Raw genomic sequence first — 2119 nt, 5'->3', positions numbered from 1 at the left:
CAGAAATTTGAAGTGGGAGGCTTACTGCTCGTTAAGGCTGGGATAAAGATGTACAAATACTCATTTCTAGTTATATCTCTTTATTATATTATTCGGAAACATAGTAAATTATTTGTACACAAAGAAAAAAGTAAGAGAATTATCCCTTACTCGTTTTTATGTCACGAATGATTTCGCCACAATTAGTGCACGTAAAGATTATATTTTGGTTAGATTGGGCAGTGATCGTTTCTTCGCTTAACGGCAACTGTTCAAGACAGTTTGGACAAATGATTAAAGGCAATTTCACTTTAATTGTCCCCTCCTATAATTGAAGTAGGTCAAAAATTTCAATTGCAATCATGTCGATATTATCGAATTGATATGACTGTGGCTTTTCCCCTTTTTCATATACTTCTAATTCATATGTGTTCGTTTTATCAAAAAACTTAACACTGCAGCGTTTTTCTCCCTGTACTTCGAAAAAACGCTGTAACGGCTCTCCAGTTGGACTGTCCTGTAAGCTTTGTAATCTTGTAATAATTCCTAATAGTTGTGAAGTCATTGGGAATCCCCCTTCTTTAGAACAGTTAACTTTCTTCATTAACTAATTCTTTTTCAATTATATTGTTTACCTATGTGACCATAATATCCACTAAAAACAATGTCAATACCCAAAGTTACAATCTAAAAGTAACTTTTTTCGAATACCTTTACTTTACGCATTACCAATTTTACAATATGTAAGAGAGAGTTCCAATTTATTTTTTTATAAAAAAGGAGATTATTTCGTTGGCAAACATACATAAAATTGATGAACGTCTTACCATTATTGATAGTATGGACTTAAGAAAAAAAAATCGTACGAGCACATATATTCTTCAAGACGGAAAAATTGCATTATTTGAGCCGTCTGCAAGTCCCTCTATTCCGTATATTATCGAGGGCCTACATAAGCTTAATATCCCACTCGAAAAAATTGACTATATCATTGTAACACATATTCACCTCGATCATGCAGGTGGTGCAGGATTACTTTTAGAAAAATGTCCGAATGCTAAATTAGTCGTACATCCTAAAGGTGCAAGACATATGATTACTCCTGAACGTTTAATAGCTAGTGCTAAATCTGTTTACGGAGATGATTTTGATCGATTATTTGATCCAATCGTTGCAGTACCTGAAGACAGGGTTATTATTATGAATGACAAAGAAACAATTCAGATGAGCGAAAAATGCACTCTCACATTTTACGACTCACCAGGACATGCAAACCATCATTTTAGTATTCATGATTCTGTTACAGGCGGTATATTTACTGGTGACACAGTCGGTATTTTCTACAGTCAGCTTTTAGAAAAAGGACTGGAGCTGTATCTCCCGGCAACATCTCCGAATCAATTTAATCCTGATGCAATGCTTGCTTCTGCAAAGCTTTTTGAGGATTTAGGCGCAAAGAAAATTTATTTCAGCCATTTCGGTGTAAGCGAACATCCACAAAAAGTATTTACTGAACTAAGAAAATGGGTGCCTGCATTTATAGAAGCAGGGAAGAACGGTGTCAGCAAAGCAGATAATAATAGTTTTGAATCATTAACAGAAGCTGTCGTTAAAGAACTTGACAACATCATTTTCTCTTATTTACAAGAGCAAAATATTTCTTTAGATGATGAAATAACAGAAATTATTAAGCTTGATATATTCGTTTCTGCACAAGGAATTGTTGATTATTTTCAAAAAACCGGTGTTATCCATGAGTAAGAAGATTATCGTTTATACCCAGCCTGAATGTCCACCATGTCAAATCGTGAAACAATTTTTACAGCATTATAATTTCAGCTTTGAAGAGATTGACATTACAAAAAATGAAGAAGCAAGATTAACATTAATAAATGAGTTCAAAGCAACATCAACACCAACTGTTACGATAGATGATGAAATTGTAATTGGTTTTAATTTACAAAAATTAGAACATTTATTAAATATTGAAGCTTGATTAAACCAAGAGACAGCAGATGTTCCGCTGTCTCTTTTCGTGTCCAAAAAATAATTCCTAGAATAATTATTAATAAAATACAAAAAATAGGATGAAATTCCTTATTGTTAATAAAGTGAAACTTCCATCAGTGGGGGTTTTTTC

3 protein-coding genes are annotated in these 2119 nt (G+C 33.2%); 2 read left to right on the top strand and 1 reads right to left on the bottom strand.

Annotation, left to right across the window (positions count from 1 at the left end; all coding sequences use genetic code 11):
• Positions 1 to 304 precede the first annotated feature (304 nt).
• On the bottom strand, positions 305 to 544 hold the full coding sequence (locus BFA01S_RS21365) for a YkuJ family protein (RefSeq protein WP_066235635.1): 240 nt from the start codon (positions 542 to 544) through the stop codon (positions 305 to 307).
• A 227-nt stretch (positions 545 to 771) separates the two neighbouring features.
• On the opposite strand from BFA01S_RS21365, the gene BFA01S_RS21360 reads away from it, so the two are divergent.
• Both BFA01S_RS21360 and BFA01S_RS21355 read left to right on the top strand, forming a co-directional pair.
• Complete coding sequence (locus tag BFA01S_RS21360; protein ID WP_235843093.1) at positions 772 to 1740, top strand: MBL fold metallo-hydrolase; 969 nt, start codon at positions 772 to 774, stop codon at positions 1738 to 1740.
• On the top strand, positions 1733 to 1975 hold the full coding sequence (locus BFA01S_RS21355) for a glutaredoxin domain-containing protein (protein WP_066235632.1): 243 nt from the start codon (positions 1733 to 1735) through the stop codon (positions 1973 to 1975). The genes BFA01S_RS21360 and BFA01S_RS21355 overlap by 8 nt, the downstream gene beginning before the upstream one ends.
• Positions 1976 to 2119 lie beyond the last annotated feature (144 nt).

The organism is Metabacillus fastidiosus NBRC 101226 (assembly GCF_001591625.1).
GTDB lineage: Bacteria > Bacillota > Bacilli > Bacillales > Bacillaceae > Metabacillus > Metabacillus fastidiosus.
The sequence above is the reverse complement of the archived record's forward strand: the minus strand, read 5'-3'. Positions and strand labels throughout refer to the sequence as shown.

Excerpts from the sequence above, each read along its gene's own strand:
- BFA01S_RS21365 (WP_066235635.1), bottom strand. The coding sequence starts at position 544 with ATGACTTCACAACTATTAGGAATTATTACAAGATTACAAAGCTTACAG.
- BFA01S_RS21355 (WP_066235632.1), top strand. The coding sequence starts at position 1,733 with ATGAGTAAGAAGATTATCGTTTATACCCAGCCTGAATGTCCACCATGT.